Annotated in this window: 15 protein-coding genes; 2 read left to right on the top strand and 13 right to left on the bottom strand. The window is 40.9% G+C overall.

Going from position 1 to position 16,731, the window contains the following annotated elements:
- Positions 1-17: 17 nt before the first annotated feature.
- From ruvA to RIC88_RS09705, 13 genes are all read right to left on the bottom strand, one after another.
- The gene (gene ruvA / locus RIC88_RS09765) at positions 18-611 is read right to left on the bottom strand and encodes a Holliday junction branch migration protein RuvA (protein ID WP_350217356.1); all 594 of its coding nucleotides are present in this window, start codon (positions 609-611) and stop codon (positions 18-20) included.
- Complete coding sequence (locus RIC88_RS09760; protein WP_350217355.1) at positions 608-2,890, bottom strand: NADP-dependent malic enzyme; 2,283 nt, start codon at positions 2,888-2,890, stop codon at positions 608-610. The genes ruvA and RIC88_RS09760 overlap by 4 nt, the downstream gene beginning before the upstream one ends.
- 84 nt (positions 2,891-2,974) lie before the next feature.
- A complete protein-coding gene (locus RIC88_RS09755; protein WP_350217354.1) occupies positions 2,975-4,057 on the bottom strand; it encodes a DUF4837 family protein in 1,083 nt (360 codons plus the stop codon).
- Between the two features lie 88 nt (positions 4,058-4,145).
- A complete protein-coding gene (locus RIC88_RS09750) occupies positions 4,146-5,504 on the bottom strand; it encodes a lytic transglycosylase domain-containing protein (RefSeq protein WP_350217353.1) in 1,359 nt (452 codons plus the stop codon).
- A 3-nt stretch (positions 5,505-5,507) separates the two neighbouring features.
- A complete protein-coding gene (gene gatA / locus RIC88_RS09745) occupies positions 5,508-6,941 on the bottom strand; it encodes an Asp-tRNA(Asn)/Glu-tRNA(Gln) amidotransferase subunit GatA (RefSeq protein ID WP_350217352.1) in 1,434 nt (477 codons plus the stop codon).
- A gap of 4 nt (positions 6,942-6,945) precedes the next feature.
- Entirely contained in the window at positions 6,946-7,146 is a 201-nt protein-coding gene (gene tatA / locus RIC88_RS09740; RefSeq protein WP_350217351.1) for a twin-arginine translocase TatA/TatE family subunit, read from the bottom strand.
- 99 nt (positions 7,147-7,245) lie between these two features.
- On the bottom strand, positions 7,246-8,439 hold the full coding sequence (locus tag RIC88_RS09735; protein ID WP_350217350.1) for a murein hydrolase activator EnvC family protein: 1,194 nt from the start codon (positions 8,437-8,439) through the stop codon (positions 7,246-7,248).
- A complete protein-coding gene (lolB1, locus tag RIC88_RS09730; RefSeq protein ID WP_350217349.1) occupies positions 8,426-9,166 on the bottom strand; it encodes a lipoprotein insertase outer membrane protein LolB1 in 741 nt (246 codons plus the stop codon). Before lolB1 ends, RIC88_RS09735 begins: the two co-directional genes overlap by 14 nt.
- Positions 9,159-10,868, bottom strand: a complete 1,710-nt coding sequence (locus tag RIC88_RS09725) for a tetratricopeptide repeat protein (protein ID WP_350217348.1) — start codon at positions 10,866-10,868, stop codon at positions 9,159-9,161. The genes lolB1 and RIC88_RS09725 overlap by 8 nt, the downstream gene beginning before the upstream one ends.
- A gap of 5 nt (positions 10,869-10,873) precedes the next feature.
- Complete coding sequence (locus tag RIC88_RS09720; protein ID WP_350217347.1) at positions 10,874-11,872, bottom strand: sugar phosphate nucleotidyltransferase; 999 nt, start codon at positions 11,870-11,872, stop codon at positions 10,874-10,876.
- Between the two features lie 25 nt (positions 11,873-11,897).
- A complete protein-coding gene (locus RIC88_RS09715; RefSeq protein WP_350217346.1) occupies positions 11,898-13,370 on the bottom strand; it encodes a lipopolysaccharide biosynthesis protein in 1,473 nt (490 codons plus the stop codon).
- A 3-nt stretch (positions 13,371-13,373) separates the two neighbouring features.
- Positions 13,374-14,162, bottom strand: a complete 789-nt coding sequence (locus RIC88_RS09710; RefSeq protein ID WP_350217345.1) for an enoyl-CoA hydratase/isomerase family protein — start codon at positions 14,160-14,162, stop codon at positions 13,374-13,376.
- Positions 14,163-14,206: 44 nt separating this feature from the next.
- A complete protein-coding gene (locus RIC88_RS09705; RefSeq protein ID WP_350217344.1) occupies positions 14,207-15,157 on the bottom strand; it encodes an NAD-dependent epimerase/dehydratase family protein in 951 nt (316 codons plus the stop codon).
- Positions 15,158-15,240: 83 nt separating this feature from the next.
- Here RIC88_RS09705 and RIC88_RS09700 point away from each other — a divergent pair, with 83 nt between their 5' ends.
- Together RIC88_RS09700 and kbl are read left to right on the top strand one after the other, a co-directional pair.
- Positions 15,241-15,495, top strand: coding sequence for a hypothetical protein (locus tag RIC88_RS09700; RefSeq protein WP_350217343.1), 255 nt, complete (start codon positions 15,241-15,243; stop codon positions 15,493-15,495).
- A 1-nt stretch (position 15,496) separates the two neighbouring features.
- On the top strand, positions 15,497-16,684 hold the full coding sequence (gene kbl, locus RIC88_RS09695) for a glycine C-acetyltransferase (protein WP_350217342.1): 1,188 nt from the start codon (positions 15,497-15,499) through the stop codon (positions 16,682-16,684).
- The last annotated feature ends 47 nt before the right edge of the window (positions 16,685-16,731 follow it).

Genomic DNA, 16,731 nt, shown 5'->3' with positions numbered 1-16,731 from the left:
CTTAGTATTAGATTAGGTTATGACCGCTTAAGTGCTTGCTTGATCAATTCTTCAAGTTTAATCTCCTCTCCGTATTCTTTCAAAATCTTATCGACAGTTTTTTCGGCTGTCGACTTATTTATACCCAAAGTTGTCAAGGCAGATAACGCCTCAGAACGCAGTGTATTATCAAATCGAGGCTGAATTTCTACAGATTTGTCCAGTAAACCCTCTTTTTTCATTTTATCCTTCAGCTCAAGGATAATTCGCTGTGCTGTTTTCCCTCCAATTCCTTTCACAGACTGAATGGTTTTCACATCTTCCTGAACAATTGCGGCCTGCAACTCTTTAGCATCCAATGAAGATAAAATCATCAGTGCGGTGCTTGGACCAACCCCATTTATGGAAAGTAAATCCAGAAATCGTTTCTTTTCAGATTGTTCAAAAAACCCGAAGAGCGTATGAGAGTCTTCTTTTACATGAAGGTATGTTTGGATGAGAATATCCTCTTTGTCCTTTACCTGTGAGTAAGTAATCAGGCTAATTTTTACCTCATAACCCACACCACCAACATCAACAACCAAATGGGTTGGATCCTTAAAGGCCAGGCGCCCCTTCAAATATGTAATCATAGACCTTCCCGATTTTCAACTCCTGCATCCACAACTGCTATCGCAACCATATTGTAAATTTCACGAACCGAGCTACCCAGTTGTAATACCTGCACCGATTTTTTCATTCCCATCAGAATTGGGCCAATTACTTCAGCACCGCCAATTTCCATCAGAGTCTTGTATGCAATATTTCCGGATTGAAGATCAGGGAAAATCAAGGTGTTGACGTTATGACCATTGAGGTCACTGAAAGGATATAGCTCTTCCATCAAATGTTTATTCAAAGCTACATTCGCTTGAATCTCACCATCGATGATCATTTCCGGCCAACGCTTCTTGGCAAGCTTAACTGCTTTAGCCATTTTTTCAGGAACATCCCCTTTAGCGGATCCGAAGTTAGAGAATGATAGCCCGGCAATCTTAGGCTCATAATCAAAGAACCGAACAGCACGATGTGTAAGGCCTATAATCTCTACCAATTCTTCGGCGGTAGGATTCATGTTTACCGTCGTGTCGGCAAAAAAGTAATTTCCGCGTTGAGTATTCATAATGTACATACCTGCGACACGGTTTACTCCTTCTTCCATCCCCACAATCTGTAAAGCCGGAAGCACAGTTTTTGGATAATCATTGGAAAGTCCGGAGATAAGTACATCAGCTTCTCCTTTTTCTACCATCATCATTCCAAAATAGGTCCTACTGAGCATCGCTTTTTTGGCCAGGTGAAATGTCATTCCCTTTCGCTGGCGAATGTCAGTGTATTCCTTGGCAAATTTTTCCACCTTATCCATGTGCTCATATGGATCAATGATATCGCAATCTTTTATTGCTTCGAGTTCATGCTCTTCTATTAATCCCTTGATGATTTTTTGCTTACCCATCAGTATCGGCGTTCCAATTCCTGAATCGAGTGTCATCTGTGCAGCTTTCAAAATGTTCACATGATCAGCTTCCGCAAAAACGACTTTTTTCGGATTCTGACGAGCTCTGTAAACAAAACGAGAAATCAGACGCTGATCTAAACCAACACGCTCAAGCAACTCGTCCTCATATTTTTTCCAGTCTTTTATTTGAATACGTGCTACTCCGGTATCCATAGCAGCTTTAGCCACTGCCGGAGAAATAGTCGTGATTAATCGGGGATCCATTGGTTTTGGGATCAGGTACTCGCTCCCGAATTTGATACTCGCTTTTCCGTAAGCTTTCAAAACGATATCAGGAACCTGCTCTTTGGCCAACTCCGCAATTGCTTTAACGGCAGCAAGCTTCATCTCTTCATTAATAGCAGTGGATCGCACATCTAACGCACCCCGAAAAATGTATGGAAAGCCTAAAACATTGTTTACCTGATTCGGATGATCAGATCGACCGGTTGCCATCAGCACATCTTCGCGGGTATTCATAGCCAGGTCATACGCAATCTCAGGATCAGGATTTGCTAATGCAAATACAATCGGATTGTCTGCCATTGCCTTCAGCATTTCAGGAGTAACTACATCGGCAATAGATAACCCAAGGAACATATCCGCTCCTTTCATAGCCTCTTCTAAAGTTTCAATCTTCCGCTTAGTCACATATTGTGACTTTATCTCGTCCAAGCCAGTTCTGCTCTCATTTAAAATCCCTTTACTGTCCGCCATGAGGATATTTTCCTTTTTGGCCCCAAGGGAAACATATAGGTTCGTACAAGCGATTGCCGCAGCTCCAGCCCCACTCACAACGATTTTTAAATCTTCAATCTTTTTATCAACAACCTCCAAAGCATTGAGAAGCGCGGCACTTGAAATGATCGCTGTTCCGTGCTGATCGTCATGCATGATAGGGATATTCATCTGCTCCCTCAGCGTCTGTTCTATCTTGAAGCTCTCTGGCGCTTTTATATCCTCCAGGTTGATTCCGCCGAAGGTGGGCTCCAGCGATTTTACGATTTCAATGAATTTGTCCGGATCTTCTTCATTGATTTCAATATCAAAAACGTCTATCCCGGCAAACTTTTTGAAGAGAACCCCCTTGCCTTCCATAACCGGTTTCGATGCAGCAGGTCCAATATTACCGAGACCTAAAACTGCAGTTCCATTTGAGATTACACCAACAAGATTTCCCTTTGCTGTGTATTTATAAACATCTTCAGGATTTGCAGCTATCTCTTTGCAGGGCTCTGCCACACCCGGTGAATATGCGAGTGCAAGATCATGTTGGGAGCTGACTGGTTTGGTCGAGTTTACCTCGATTTTTCCGGCAGGTTTGTTTGAATGGTAATCTAATGCCTCCTTAGGCCTAATCTTCGTTGTACTCATCCTTTGTTGGTTAAAGTTGGCTGGACAGACGTCCAACCTTCAAAGGTCACCAACTAAAAAGGAATAAGCAATTATTCGATTGGATTAAGAAGCATCTTTTGGTTCAAGATCACTTTTGGTTTTGAAAGTGGAAAGAATTGCCTCCAGCTCACGAACAAGATTTTTCTTACGAGTACCGGGCGAATCCACATAGCCTTCCACATAATAGATCAACCCCTCTTCTTCATCCACAATGGAGTAACTCACAAAGGGTCCTCCACGGGAATTGTCACTGATTTTCCAAAGTCCGCGTGCTTCTACAGCAAAGTGGCCATTGAAGTTTACCCGCTCGGTAAAAACCGGAATGATTTCTTGTCGCTGGATATATACATCCTGATTCTCACCATCGAATAAGTTTTTTTGAGTGATCTTATCCCTGAATTCACCAATCTCATTGAAAATGCCCTGATCAGTATAAGGTTCATAATAAATGAAAACGCTTTGCTCAGTCTCCGCATCCATCTTCCTTAACCAAACAAAGTTTTTAAGGTCTCTTGCTTTTTCCCATCCAAAGGGAATTGTTAATGAGACATTGTGATTCTCTTTGATTCTTTCAGCCAATTGTTTTTGTGCGCTATTAAAGATTTGACCTTTGATGGTTTCCCGGGCAGAAGCTTCAAAAAACTCTCGGATTTCAGATCTGTTGTAGTTGATTTTTTTCGCAAGTTGTTCCTGAGTTGCCCCGAACAAAAACATCACCGTTTGACCTTTCGCGAAAACATCTCGTTGTGTCCGCATAAAGATTGAGGAGTCCCTTTTTATTTGGTTCAGAGACTGATCAGTGAAAAATTGTTGTAGTACCCGACTATCTGATGTTCTGCTATCGAGGGTCATCACAAAAACCATATTCTTAGCTGACTTAAGCACTGAGTTGAGCCTTCTTGGATTCACCTTGCTTACATTGAAAAGTGATTCATCTTGCGGCAACCCCAACATAGGCGCCATGAATGTTTTTCTCAGTTCTGCTCCCAGGCCGAGCGTATCGGCCCATTGTGTTGAGTCCACAACCAGAATAATTTCATCTGCTTCACCACGCGCAGTAGGAAGCATATCTTTTCTATTTCTTTCCCTTGCGCTTTCACTGCAACCAAATGATATAGCTATTAAAAGAAGTATGTATTTATGCATAAAAATCCCGTTTCACTTTTGCTTCATTAAAAAGCAAAAACTGTTCCTTGAATCCCAAACTTAGGGCTTTAAGAGAAAAGACGTAAGATTAATTTGGGATCACCAGCGATTGCCCGGGCTTAATCGTATTCGTAGTAAGTCGATTTGCCTGTTTTAGCTTTTCAATGCTCGTATTATTATTTCGGCTTATACTCCACAAAGAATCTCCCGATTTTACAGTGTAAACTGATCCTCCGGCAAGTGGAACCGTGGGTTTAGGGGTCGATGGCGCTGATGAAGCCGATGCTGTATACAGGTTTTTATTGCTGGAATTATAAGCTGGCAATACCCAAATACTTAATCGCTGACCCACACGAATAAGATTTCCTCTTATCCCATTCCATTCGCGAATATCCGAAACCCTCACACCGTATTGCTGAGCTATAGTTCCGAGTACATCCCCACTTCTAACTCTGTAATACAATCTTTCCCGACCATAGGTGCTACCAGGTGTATTCCTTGCCAGATAATCCAGATGCTCTTTTCCTACCTTAGAGGCTGTGTCATAAAGCGAAACACGATTAGCAACAATCTCTTCCTTCCATTCTGTTGGCACCTTTAATGCGAAATTTTGAGTGCCTTCTGGAAGTGCACCTCTTTTAATTTGTGGATTCCAAAAAAGCATATCATCCAAACAAAGTCCTAATTGATTACAAAATGTCTCCATATGGAAATATTGTGAAATCATAATTGTATCCATTTCTGGATAAAAATATTCCGGTTGTGGATCGAATCCATGCTCTTCGAGATGATTGAACAAATAGGTAATGGCCACAAATTGTGGAACGTAAGATCTGGTCTCCCTTGGGAGGTATCTATAAATTTCCCAGAATTCTTTTTTGTATCCGCTTCTTCTAATCGCTTTTCTAACATTTCCCGGTCCACAGTTATAGGCTGCCAGTGCCAGCTCCCAACTGTCAAACATGCGATATAAATCCTTTAAATGCCTGGCGGCTGCATCAGTAGCTTCCTCCGGATCCATGCGGTCATCTACATACCAATCACTGGTAAGCCCATACATTTTACCTGTTGAGCTTATAAACTGCCATAAACCCACTGCATTGGCTCGGGAAATGGCATTGGGACGCAAACCGGACTCCACGATAGCCAGGTATTTAAGCTCATCAGGCATATTGTGCCGAGCCAGTGTTTCTGAAAAAAGCGGAAAGTAGAGTTCTTTTTTTTGAATAATGTCTTTGGTGTACTCCCGGTCTTTAATCGCGAAATAGTCAATGAAGGCCATTACGCGCTCATTGAAGACCAGTGGCACTTCATTTTCTATGCAGGTCATCCGATCTGCAATCTCATCATATGTATTATCGGGGATAACTTCTGTGAGTTGAAATTCCTGTCCTTTCCCTGCTAATGAAATGAATATAATCCCTAAAAGGAACCATTTTCGTGTCATATCCTATCTATTTTGATCTTTGAAAGTAATGATTTGATTTGAAATATCCAGCAATTCTAACTCATTAAAGCTTTTCGACATCAATTGAACGCCCATTGGCAGCCCTTGGTTGTCAACTCCCCATGGTATAGAAATCGCCGGAATTCCAACCACATTAGCCTGAACGGTGAATAAATCTTCTAAGTACATCTGTATGGGATCATTTTTTATATCACCAATTTTAAAAGCAGTTGAAGGTGTTGTGGGTGAAATGAGAATATCAAATTCTTCAAATAGCTTTTCGGTTTCGTCCCTTATTAATCGTCGCACTTTTTGAGCTTTCGTATAATACGCATCATAGTAGCTGGCACTCAGCACAAAAGTTCCTGTCATAATTCTTCGCTTCACTTCTTCACCAAACCCTTCGGATCTTGTCACTTTATACATTTCCTCCAAATCATCACTTTTGGCCCTGATACCGTATCGTACTCCATCATATCGAGACAAATTTGAGCTTGCTTCAGCAGCAGTCAACACATAATAAGTTGGAAGTACATAATCCAGATGTGAGAAATGTACCTCTTCTACAGTGTGACTATTGCTTTTTAAATGCTCTATGACTTCTCTAACAGCGCTTTTAATTTCTTCATCGAGACCATCGTGAAGTAAGGTTTCCGCTATGAATCCGATTTTATATTTTTTGTTTAACTCGAAGCTGGAGAATTGTGGAACTTCCATCTGTGAAACAGTGCTGTCGAAATCATCTTTCCCAGCCATCACTTCTAATACCAAAGCAGCATCCTCAGTACTTTTTGATATGATCCCTACGGTATCAAACGAGCTTGCATATGCGGCTAATCCATAACGAGAAATTCTTGAATATGTAGGCTTTAAACCAACCAGCCCACAAAAAGCCGCTGGTTGTCGTACAGATCCTCCTGTGTCGGAACCAATAGAAACCTGGCACATATCCGCAGCTACAGCAGCTGCTGATCCCCCGGATGAACCTCCCGGAACGCGACTTTCATCCATCGGATTTCTTGTTGGACCAAATGCCGAGTTTTCATTGGACGAGCCCATGGCAAATTCATCACAGTTTTGACGTCCAATGATGATGGCATCTTCATCAATTAATCTTTGAATGCAGGTCGCTGTGTATTGAGATTCAAAGCCCTCAAGGATTGTGCTAGCACATTGAAGTGGATGATCTTTATAGGCAAAAACATCTTTAATGCCAATCACCATCCCTGCCAACTTTCCAGCAGACTTGTTCTGGATTTTGCTATCTACAATTTTTGATTGATTGATGGCTTCATCTTCATAAACAGAAAGGAAGGCATTGAGCCTTCCGTTTTTTTCTTTAATCTGCTTCAAATGGTAATCTACCAGTGAGGAAACAGTTAGCTTCCCTGAACTGATCTCTGATTGAATTTCAGAGAGAGATTGAAAAGTCTTCAAGGTCTTACGCCTTTTTCTCTTCGCTAGAACTTTCCTTTATTTCGTTCTTGATTTCCTTGGTGGCATCTTTAAACTCTCTGATGCCTTTTCCCATGCCTCGTGCTATTTCAGGGATTTTTTTCGCTCCGAAAAAGATGATAATAAACAGCGCGATGATCAACATCTCCGTCCACCCTGGCATTGCAAATAATAATGATGTATGCATTGCTTTTAAATTTTTAGATTACAAAGATAAGAATTAAACGAAGGAGCATTCAATTATATGACACAATTTATTCTAACAGTATACAAATAGTTGGACATGCTATTTCATAGCCAACCAGTTTTCTGGATTTAGCTTAGTTGTGCCTTTATATACCTGAAATTCAAGTTCAGAAATCCCATCCCTATCGGTAAACACTTCACCGATAATATCATTGGCCCTCACTCGCTGGCCTTTCTTTACATTGATTGTTTTCAATCGGGCATATACTGTTAGATAGTCACCATGACGGATTACAACAATATTATTTTTTCCCTGAATGGTCCCGATCAGGGTCACTTCTCCATCGAAAACCGCTCGGACGGGCGAGTTTTTCTCCGTTTGTATGCCCACACCGTCATTAACAACCATAATACGCTTCAGGACAGGGTGAGGCTGCTGGCCAAATTTAGAAGCAATGAAACCGGAACCAACGGGCCAGGTGAGGTTATTTTTCTTAGATTCAAAAAGGCGGGTTAGCTCTGCCGCACTGGCTGCTTCGGCTGTAGAGACTGTAGAAGATTTTTTCGCTTCATCTTCAATAATTTTGGCAATCAGGGTATTCAACTTTCTGTTTGCCTCTTTTCTCTCCTCCAGCTCTTTTCTTAGTTGTCGCTCTTTTTTTGTTAGCTGGGCCACCAATTCAGACTGCTTCTTTTTTGAATTAGCCAACTTTCTGCTTTCACGCACCTGCTGATTTAACAATCGTTGCTGTTCGGCTCTTTTCGCCTCAACTTTACTTCTTTGATCATTCAATTCTTTAGCCACAACTTCAATTTGCTCTGCCTGAAGTCTACGTGCACTGGCATATTGCTCTAAATACTTTAGCCTTTGTAATAGTTGATTAAAGTCACTGGCAGAAAATAAAAACATCAATTTACTGTTGCCTCTATTGGCTTTATAGGAAGAGTAGATTTGCATCGCATACTCTTCTTTTAAATGTATTAAGTCACTCTGAAGTGAAGAAACGACAATTTTTAGATCAGTTATTTCACTATCCAGAATCCTAATTTCCGAACCAATGGATCGGATCAAATCCTCCCTCGCATTTATCTGCTGATTAAGTGCTTGTAGCTGCCCAAGTGTAGCTTTCTTTTCATCGGCCGTCTCATTGAGAATTCTCTCCGCTTCTGCAATTTTCCTTAGATTTTCCTTTTTTTCTTGTTCTAGCTGGTTTTTGGTCTGTCCAACCACACTAAAGCAGGAAAGGCTAACAAGAAAAAAATACAGAAAGAAACTGAGGCTATTTCTTTTCATACTTGCTCGGAACAGCATATGGAAAGCTAATAGGATTGTCTTCAATGACCATTTTGTTGTAGGAAATACTGATCTCCGTATTAGGTTTTGTTTCAGCTTCATAGTCTATCACTGCAGATATCTCATTCGGGAATATCTGACCATCTACCAAGATAAAATCACCGTAATTTACTGAAATCGTGTTTCTTGTACCTCCATGAAACACTTTAACTTTTTCAAGCTTCATACTTTTGGTACCAATGAAATTATGGAACAAATACACTCCTTTTGAAGCTGTGTAAGAGAAATAGTTGTCACTTTTTTCAACACGCTCCTTTTTATACGGTTCTACAAGGTTTCCTAAAATGACCGACTGAATCATTTTGAAATTAAAATCAAAGTCGTATTCTTTGGAAAGCTCCTCGAAGGTATATTCATAATATTGCTTATTCAACTTGTCCAAAACAAATACATTTTCAGTGTCGATGAGCACACGAGCTACTTCAATGCCGAGCCCTGGCGTTATACTAAGCCAAATAATGGAGTCTTTTTTTATGCGAAAATTAGCAGTCGCGGAAACGCCTTTCTCTCCGTCATCGAATTTGAATTTTGCTTTTGCTGAAAAGTATTCAAACTCAGGATCTACTACCTCCAGCTTATCACTTTTCCGACCAAAAATAGCTCCTACCTGCCTGTTACAGGAGGTGAGCATTATTGCCCCAGCCAGCACTAATATCAGCTTATTCATACAGCTTTCGATCCGCAATTTTCTTTTCAATTAATTCAGACGCATTCCCAAGGTCCCTGGCTTTCTCCCACTGCTTAATCGCTTCCTCCACTTCGCCAAGTTGGTACAGCACATCCCCGTAGTGTTCAATGACTGTGCCATCTTCATCCATCATTGCAGCTTTCTCGAGGAACTTCCTGGATTCTTTAAATTTTCTGTTGGAATAAAGGACCCATCCATGGGTATCTAAGTAAGTTGGGTTGTTTGGGTGCTGCTCCACAAGTCTCGTAGACATTTCTAAGGCTTTGTCTAAATCCTTGTTTGCCAGGGAAAGGAAATAGCTGTAATTATTGAGAACATGGTCGTTGTTGGGACCATTTTCTAAAGCTTTTTCATAGGCCTTGAAAGATTTTTCCTGCTCCTTTAAGCCATTGTACGCATCACCAATCTGTCCGTAAAACACGGTTAAGAGATTAGGATCTACAGTGTACTTTTTTCCTTGCTCAAGCATCCTGACCGCTTTCTTATAATTGTTTTTGATTAGGTGACCCGTACCCGAGAAGTAGTATAAAAGAGCCTGATTAGGGAAATATTCTAATGCTCTTTCCGAGTGAGCCACCAAACTGTCGTATTGATTCAAGTCAGCTTCTATATTCAGGATGTTTTGCCACACTGAATAATTGGCCGGTCTTAGCTTGACAGATTTGAGATAATAGCGAATGGCATCATTGCTTCGTTCATCCTGATAAAGCAAATCTCCTACAAATGCCTGAGCCTTAAACTCATCCGGATGCTTATCGGCCAGCTTTACTGCTATTTGAGTCAGTTTACTTCGCTCCTCCGGGGAAGGATCCATGACCAAATAATTAGAAAGAATCTGGAATTTAGATTGAAAATCAATGGAGCTATTTTCAAACGCTTCGTCCAATAATTCCAGGGATCTGGCTCTGTCTCCTTTCATCCAGGTCAGTTCACTCTTCATTAGTGTAATTCTGGAAGAAACAGCTTCTGATTCCTCATAGTCTGCTATCACTTCTTCAGCCTTTTCAAGCCGCCTGTTCTGAATCAAAAAATTTATCAGTTCAGCCTTGTATGAGGATTCATTTGGATAGGCATCAATGAGTTTTTCGAACTCTAAAATGACCTGATCCAACTTTCCTTCCTTCATGTAAATGCGCTGTTTCTCTCGCGTGATCTCCTCTTTCACTCCCAGCTGCGCTTCAATCTTGTCAAAGATTCGAAACATATCTTCTCTTCGTCCTGTCAACTGGTATAATTCCGCCAATTCGTACAAGGCATTTTCTTCAGAAGGAAATCGCTCTAAAAGCTCCTCGTATGTCTTTGCAGCATCTATGTAAAATCCTATGGATTGATAAATGCGTGCCAGTCCTAACCGATAGTATTTATTGGTAGGATCCAGCTCTATTGCCGCCAAACCATACGGAAGTGCTTTTTGTCCTTCATCACTTTTTGCCAGTACTTCTGCTATTTTGAAGTGGATAGCTGCACTTTCCGTATTCATTTCCATGGCAACATGGAAGTTTTCAAGTGCCTTGGCGTAATTCTCCAAAATCAATTGCTTCTCAGCTTCCACAAGCACGCCTTCTAACTTCAAAGAATCCTCTTGAGTCAGCGGTACGATCACATCTTTTTCTTTCTTACTTTTTTGAGAAAAAGAAGAAAAAGTGCCTAAAATAAGGATGGAAATTAGAAGTAACCGCATCGATTTTACCATTCACTGTAGTCTCCCAAACTCACCGATTTTGGGTTGCCTTTCAAATTAACGAAGTTTCCAATCATTGAGTTGGTTAATTCAACGTCTTCCAACGTGGTGTTATTTTGAATGAGTGCTTCGGAGAGCTTAACGTTACTGATTTTACAATTTTTACCTATAGAAACATTCGGGCCAATGGTTGCGTTCGATATTTCACTTCCGTCACCTATGAAAACAGGTTCGATGATCTCGCAGTTTTGAATTTTCGCTTTATCAGAAATTAAGTTTTGTCCTTTTAAAAACCCCAGATATCTCGAATTTGATTCAACAGTAATTTCTTTATTTCCACAATCAAGCCAATCGTTTACAGTTCCAATTGTAAAGTTGGTGCCTTTGTTTTTTAGTGATTCCAACGCCATGGTTAGCTGAAATTCTCCACCCGCACGAATGTTGTTTTCAATCAAATAATTGATCTCATCCCTTAGGTCTTCACCTTTCTTAAAATAATAAATTCCGATTATGGCTTGATCCGAGACAAAGTTTTTTGGCTTCTCAATAAAATCCGTAATGATTCCATCATCATTTGCTTTCACAACACCGAAAGCGCTAGGATCTTCAATTTGTTTGGTCCAAATGATCCCGTCATCTTCCGGATTGAGCTTAAAATCAGCTCTGAAAAGTGTATCAGAAAATGCCACAGTCACTTTTCCTTCAAGAATTTCATTAGCACACGCAATGGCATGAGCTGTACCCTCAGCAGTCTCTTGCATGAAAAAATACGCTTTTGCTCCAACTGCTGCTGCTATTTCTCTCAGTTTATCTTTGATTTCTTCCTCAAAATCACCAATCACAAATCCGATCTTTTCAATTTTTTCCGGGGTAACATTTGCGATATCCTCAACCAAGCGTTGAACTATAGGCTTTCCAGCAATAGGAATTAATGGTTTGGGGGTGGTTAATGTATGTGGCCTGAGTCTCTTCCCTTTTCCGGCCATCGGAATGATTAAGTTCATAAAATGAAATCGTATTGATTACTAGCTAATTAGCTCTCTTTCTAAATAAAGATTGTCGTTCAAAAATGATCGGCAAAGTTAGAAAGATTAAAACGATCAAAGTGGCCTTTAGAGCAGATTGTTCGAATTGGCTATTTATCAAAATTCCTGCCCCCGCAAAAACTACATAGGATAATGTTTTACCAACCTGATAAGGAACAGGGTAGTGCTTGATGCCCCACAAATAAGAAATGATCACCATGAGGAAATAAGAGCCGAATGTTGCAAATGCACTGCCCATATAACCCATCACCGGGATCAAGGCCCAATTCAGGATGAACGTAGCAAAAGCCCCAATCAAACTGATATATGCACCATAAAGTGTTTTATCCGTCAGTTTGTACCACAAAGAAAGATTGTAAAATACTCCCAGAAAAAGCCCTCCACCCAACAGCCACGGCACAGCGTCTAATGCCATTAAATAGCTTTCTTGTCTTAAAAATATAGGAGCGTAATACGGCATAAAAACACTCAGAACCAACCAGCTGAAAGAGGTGAATAAAACAAACATGGTCATAACCCTGCTGAACAAATGAGGTGAATTTTTTTCCTTTGCCTGAGCAAAAAAGAACGGCTCAAAAGCATATCGAAATGCCTGAACCGCCAGGGTCATAAACACTGAAAGTTTATAACATGCTCCAAAAATTCCTAAAATTTCCAGATTGGAATACCCTTCATAGAATCCTTCAGGCAATCGATATTTTAAAATTGCCCTGCTCAGCATTTCGTTTGTAACCCCGGCAAACCCAATGATCAATACCGGCCAGGCATATTTCATCATTCGCTTCCATTCGGCAGTATTGAATGTGAGTTTTACTTTCAGCCAACCTTTATAGAAAAAGAGTAGATACAGTCCGTTTGCTATCAGGTTAGAAAGAAACACATAGCCAACACCTAGATCAGGATTGTAAATATGTTGAATGAAGCTATCCGGATGATCTGCCAAAATGAGTGGACACAGGACAATAAAAAAGATGTTTAAAAAGATATTGATCCCTATATTGGAAAGCTTGAAAACCGCAAAATGATACGCTTTTCCATCTTGCCGCAATCGAGCAAAAGGAATAGCTACAATCGCATCAATAGCTAGAATAGCAGCCAACCATTGAATAAAGTGTGCTTTATCTGGGTAATCAAGCATCTGGGCAATTGAATCAGATAGTAACCAGATAACACCTGAAAAAACAATAGATGAAATAAGGATACTCGAAAAAGCGAGATTAAAGTAATTGTACCCTTTTTCTTGTGATGAAAATCGAAAGTAGGCCGTTTCAAGTCCGTATATGAATAGGATATTAAGAAAAGCTACATACGCGTAAAGCTCTGTGACAATTCCATATTCGGCCGGTAGGAAAACGGAAGTATAGAGTGGAACAAGCAAGTAATTGAGCATCCGTCCGAGTACACTACTCAGACCATAGACGGCCGTCTGACTTACAAGCTTCTTAAGTATCGACAAGGATTATTCGCCTTTAAAATCGGCTTTTCGTTTTTCCAGGAATGCAGCTACGCCTTCTTTGAAATCTTCAGTTCCGAAACACCCGGCAAAGGCATTCGCTTCAGTTTGGTAGCCATTTACGCCTGTTTCATAGTGAGCATTGACCGAATCAATCACCAGCCCAATCGCTATTGGCGCTTTTGTAGCTATCTTTTGAAGAATTTCTTTTGCCTTTGTTAATGCAGCTTCTTTATCAGCTTCTACATGATTGGCTAACCCCATGGCCATCGCCTGTTCAGCAGAAATCATATCCGCACTCATCAGGTACTCATAGGCTTTCCCTTTACCAATAAGCTGCGTCAGTCGTTGCGTACCCCCATACCCAGGAATCAAACCCAAATTCACTTCCGGCTGACCAAACTTGGCAGCTGATACGGCAATTCTCATATGAGCTGCCATGGCCAGTTCACAGCCTCCTCCCAATGCAAACCCATTAACTACGGCGATAACCGGAGTATGGCTATTTTCAATCGATTGGAATATTTCCTGTCCTTCTTCGGCAAACTTACGCGCATGCATCTCACTGAGTCCTGTAAATTCGGTTATGTCGGCACCCGCCACGAAAGCCTTTTCACCGGCTCCTGTCAAGATAACTCCTCTGATGTCCTTTGGATTATCCTGCACGTATTGAAATGCATCCCTCAATTCAAGCATGGTGGCTCGGTTCAATGCATTCATTTTACTTTCCCGGTTGATCGTAATGGTAAGAATACCATCAACTAAGTCTAAGGCCAGATTTTCGTACGATTCCATTGGTTGATTGATTATTTCAGACGGAAAGAAAAGGGAAAAATGCCTTAATCAAAAACAATTGTGTTTTTCAAATTAGTGATCATCGTGTCCACCAACTCCTTCAAACCAAACGCATGCTGCCATCCCCAGTTGTTTCTTGCGGCACTATCATCTATACTTCCAGGCCAGCTATCGGCTATTTTTTGGCGGAAATCAGGATTGTAAGTGATCTTAAAATCCGGGTAGTGATTTCTAATTTCCGCAGCTATTTCTTTTGGTGTGAAGCTCATTGCAGCCAAATTGTAAGAGCTCCGCACTTTTACATTTTCTGCATCGGTTTCCATCAGATCAATGGTCGCTTTCACTGCATCATCCATATACATCATCGGCAACATGGAGTTTTCTGAGAGAAAGCACTCATAGTTTTCTCCTGCTATTGCCTTGTGAAAAATGTCCACTGCATAATCCGTAGTTCCTCCTCCCGGCATAGCTTTATAACCTATGAGTCCCGGATACCTGAGGCTTCTCACGTCCACTCCGTACTTTTCGAAATAATACTCACACCAGCGCTCGCCAGCCAGCTTGGAAATCCCATAAACTGTGTTTGGGCTCATCACCGTGTTTTGAGGGGTGTTTTCTTTCGGCGTGTCCGGTCCAAAAACAGCAATAGAACTAGGCCAGTAAATCTTATTCAATTTGTCTTTTCCCGCTTCCAGAACCGTAAGCAAGCTTTCCATGTTGAGCTGCCAGGCGAAATGTGGATTTTGCTCTCCTTTAGCCGATAACACAGCAGCTAGATGATAAACCTGATTAATTTCGTGTTTTTCAAGAATGATTTGAAAAGCCTCTTTGTTCATAATGTTTAGCTTCTCATAGGGCCCTTCAGTGAGCAATTCTATCGGTTCATCCCTCAGATCCGATGCTATTACATTTTCAGTTCCCTTTAATTCTCTCAGTTTTAATGTCAGCTCCGTTCCCAGCTGTCCGCAAGCTCCAATAATCAGGATTTTATCCATGGGTAATTTTGTTGTCTATTTTGTTTTTGGGATTGCAAATTTACACGTCATGAGAAAACTTGCTTCTATTAAATTTGCCATCGATGAAGTTTGATGAATACCTGAAAGGAAAGAAGATTGATCCCGAAAAATTTAAGCAGGGTGAAGGTGCTCAATATGCTGAATTTAAGAAGCTCTTTGATCAGGTCCACCCGGAAAGCTTCACCCAACAAAAACTTTTTTTGATTAATAAAATCCGCAGGATCTATAAACTGGAGAATACAGAAGAAGCTGTAAAAAGCACTTCTAAACCAGCCATGCGACCGAAAATGAAACCTTTAAAACCGAAAACAAGCTAATATGTACAAATCACTGAAGCCAAGACTGGAAAATGAAATTGAAGAGATAAAAGAGGCAGGACTTTATAAACAAGAGCGAATCATTGCCTCACCACAAGGAGCGGATATAAAATTGCAAGATGGCTCTGAAGTGATCAATTTCTGCGCAAATAATTATTTGGGACTTTCGTCTCATCCAAAGGTGATTGAAGCAGCTAAGGCAAGCATAGACTCACACGGGTTCGGGATGTCATCTGTACGATTTATCTGTGGCACTCAAGATATTCATAAGGAATTGGAAAAAAAGATTTCCGAGTTTCTTGGTATGGAAGATACCATTCTATATGCTGCTGCATTTGATGCGAATGGCGGGGTTTTCGAGCCACTCTTAGGCCCGGAGGATGCAATCATTTCAGACTCATTAAATCATGCATCCATTATCGATGGTGTGAGATTATGCAAGGCTGCTCGCTATCGATACAAGAACAATGACATGGCTGATCTGGAAGAACAGCTGAAGGCAGCTTCCGATGCAAAAGTTAAAATCATTGTTACAGACGGTGTATTCTCTATGGATGGTACCATTGCTCAGCTGGATAAAATTTGTGACCTGGCGGATAAATATGATGCACTTGTGATGACAGATGAATGTCATTCTACTGGCTTCATTGGCAAAACAGGAAGGGGTGTCCATGAATATAGGAATTGCATGGATCGTGTGGACATTATCACAGGTACGTTGGGTAAAGCTTTAGGGGGAGCATCCGGCGGATTTACCGCGGCTAAAAAAGAAATCGTAGATATTCTTCGTCAGCGATCCAGGCCGTATTTGTTTTCCAACACACTTGCACCATCCATTACAGGAGCTTCAATAGCGGTAATTGACATGTTGAGTGAGACCACAGAACTTCGAGATAAGCTGGAGGACAACACTAAGTATTTCAGAGAAAAAATGACTCAGGCTGGATTTGACATCAAACCAGGTGAGCATCCAATCGTTCCGATTATGTTGTATGACGCTAAGCTTTCGCAAGAAATGGCTGCTAAGCTGTTAGAAAAGGGGATTTATGTGATTGGATTTTACTTCCCTGTAGTACCTAAAGGTGAAGCACGAATACGAGTACAGATTTCAGCGGTACATGATCGAGTACATTTAGATAAAGCTATCAAAGCGTTTACTGAAGTTGGTAAAGAACTAGGGGTGATATAAAAAACAAAACGGCTCCCTTGGAGCCGTTTTTTTGTCCTACTCAACAA

This window comes from Ekhidna sp., from assembly GCF_040220215.1.
GTDB lineage: Bacteria > Bacteroidota > Bacteroidia > Cytophagales > Cyclobacteriaceae > Ekhidna.
The sequence above is the reverse complement of the archived record's forward strand: the minus strand, read 5'-3'. Positions and strand labels throughout refer to the sequence as shown.